Consider the following 2,519-nt stretch of genomic DNA (forward strand, 5'->3'; position numbering starts at 1 on the left):
GAGGGCTTCGCCTCCGGGGAACTCGAGAAGCGGTTGTCCGAGGAGGGCATCGAGCTGCTCCGGCCGCATCGTAAGGACGAGAAGGTGCGGCCCGGGGAGTCGCTGCTCAAGAGCGTCCGGCAGCTGATCGAGTCGGTCAACGACACCCTCAAGGGGCGGCTTGACCTGGAAGAACACGGTGGACGGACCTACGAGGGCATCGGGATCCGGGTCGCCCAGCGGGTCATGGCCCTGGCCGCTGGGCTCTGGCACAACCACAAGACCGGCGCGCCGGTGATCCGCTCATTGATCGCCTACGATCACTGACCCTCAGGAATCACTCGTCTAGCTGTGAAGTGCGGCCTGGCGACCGGGCCGACGCTCCCGCGTTGGCCGGCCTGCCGTGGGATCCCGGGGGAGTGGACCGGACCGTCCACCGTGCCAGTCGACGAGGTCCTGGCGTCGCGGGGCGCCGAGCCGACGCGGACGTCGCGTGCCGCGGATCCGTCGACACCGATATGAATATCGTTTTCATTAACTGTTAGTGTGTCGATATGGAAAGATCCTTCCGAAGGTGGCTGATCCTGGGCGGCGCTGTGGTGCTGGCCGCCGCCCTGTCGGCCGCGTGTGGCGATGACAACGAGGGGACCACGCCTGGTGGTGCCGCCGGCCGGCTTCCGGTCGTGGCGAACTTCTATCCCGTGCAGTTCCTCGCCGAGCGGGTCGGGGGAGACCGGGTGACGGTCACCACGCTGACCCCGCCGGGCACCGAGCCGCACGACCTGGCGCTGGACGCCCGCGGCGCCGCGGCGCTGGCGGACGCCGAGGTCCTGTTCTATCTCGGGGCCGGCTTCCAGCCCGACGTGGAGAAGGCCGTCGCGGAACTACCTGACACGGTGGTGCGACGGGACCTGCTCGAGGCGCCCGGAGCCGAACTGATGCCGGCGACGGCGGACTCGCATGAGGACTCGCACGAAGAGTCCGATGGCGGCGCGGACTCGCACGAGGCGACGGGGGACGAGGACCCGCACGTGTGGCTCGACCCGGTGCGGATGAAGGCCCTGGCCGGCACGGTCGCCGAGGCCTACGCCGAGGCCGACCCCGAGGGCGCCGAGGTGTACCGGGCGAACCTGGCCGCGCTCGGGGACGATCTCGACGTCCTGCACGGAGACCTGAAGGCGGACCTGACGGGCTGCTCCCAGACCGAGATCGTGACGTCCCACGCGGCGTTCGGCTATCTGGCGGACCGCTACGGCCTCGAGCAGATCCCGATCGCGGGCATCTCGCCGGAGGCGGAGCCGGACGCCCGGACCCTGGGCGAGATCACGGACACCGCCCGGGAGGCGGGGGTGCGAACCGTGTTCTTCGAGGAGGCGCTGCCGCCTGATCTGTCCGAGACGGTAGCCGCGGCCATCGGCGCGAAAGTTGACCTGCTCGCCGCGCTCGAGTTCGACCCCCGCGAGGAGCTGGGTGCCGACCAGGACTACCTGACCGTGATGCGGGGCAATGGCGACCGCCTGCACACCGGCCTGGAGTGCGGGTGAAGCGGTCCGGCGGGGGCCCGCCGTGCTGGAGGCCCGGGGGTCACCGTGCGGTACGGTCGGGTGACCGCGCTGGAGAACGTCGACCTCGCCCTCGCCTCGACGGAACTGGTCGCGCTGGTGGGCCGCAACGGCGCCGGAAAGTCGAGCCTGCTGCGCGCGCTGGCGGGGCTGACGCCACACGACGGGACGGTCGTTCACCACACCGAGGCGTGCCGTCACGGACGTGCCAGGGTCGAGGTGGCTTTCGTCCCGCAGCGGGCGGCGCCACGCTGGGACCTGCCGGTCTCCGTCCGCCAAGTGGTGGCGACCGGGCGGCTCTCGGCGCGGCGCTGGTGGCGCCGGCTGGACGCGGCCGACCAGACGGCGGTCGACGCGGCCCTGGCGCGGCTGGATCTGGCCCCGCTCGCGGACCGGCCGGTGGGAGAGCTGTCCGGCGGGCAGGCGCAGCGGGTCCTGCTGGCCCGCGCGTTGGCGCAGGAACCGGACGTGCTCCTGCTCGACGAGCCCTGCGAAGGGCTGGACAGCGCGAGCGAGCAGGCCCTGTTGGCCACGCTCGGTGAGCTCGCCGCGGCGGGGATCGCCGTCTGCTGCGCGCTACACCAGCTGCGCCTGGCGCGCGAGGTGTTCGACCGGGCGGTGGTCATCGACCGAACAGTGCTCGCCGACGGGCCGGCCCGCGATGTGCTGCCCGCCGTCCACGACCAGTTCGCCGTCCAGGGCCTGCCTGCCGTCGAAGGCCTGCCTGCCGCCCAGAGCCCGCTCGTCGTGCGGGGAGGGCTGTCGTGAGCGGCGCGTTCGCCCTCGGCTGGTTGACCGAGCCGTTCGACTACCCGTTCATGCGACGTGCCCTGGTGGCCACGCTTGCCGTCGGGGTCGCGGCGCCGGTCGCGGGGGTCTGGGCGACCCAGCGCAGGCTCGTCTACCTGACCGACGCGATGAGCCATGCCGTTCTCGCCGGCGTCGCGGGCGCCGCTCTGCTCGGCACCTCGCTGCTCG

At 72.1% G+C, this 2,519-nt stretch carries 3 protein-coding genes and 1 pseudogene; all 4 read left to right on the forward strand.

Annotated elements, in window-relative coordinates; all coding sequences use genetic code 11:
- A pseudogene (locus AC08OV_RS22165) lies at window positions 1–306 on the forward strand (IS982 family transposase); the annotation flags it as partial.
- A gap of 227 nt (window positions 307–533) precedes the next feature.
- Window positions 534–1,523: a metal ABC transporter solute-binding protein, Zn/Mn family gene (locus tag AC08OV_RS22170; protein ID WP_476615101.1), complete on the forward strand. Its 990-nt coding sequence runs from the start codon at window positions 534–536 to the stop codon at window positions 1,521–1,523.
- 60 nt (window positions 1,524–1,583) lie between these two features.
- A complete protein-coding gene (locus AC08OV_RS22175) occupies window positions 1,584–2,309 on the forward strand; it encodes a metal ABC transporter ATP-binding protein (RefSeq protein WP_476620262.1) in 726 nt (241 codons plus the stop codon).
- The coding region (locus AC08OV_RS22180) for a metal ABC transporter permease (protein ID WP_476615099.1) at window positions 2,306–2,519 on the forward strand (214 nt) is incomplete at its 3' end. The genes AC08OV_RS22175 and AC08OV_RS22180, both read left to right, overlap by 4 nt.

The organism is Frankia sp. CeTa3Moorea (genome assembly GCF_978021225.1).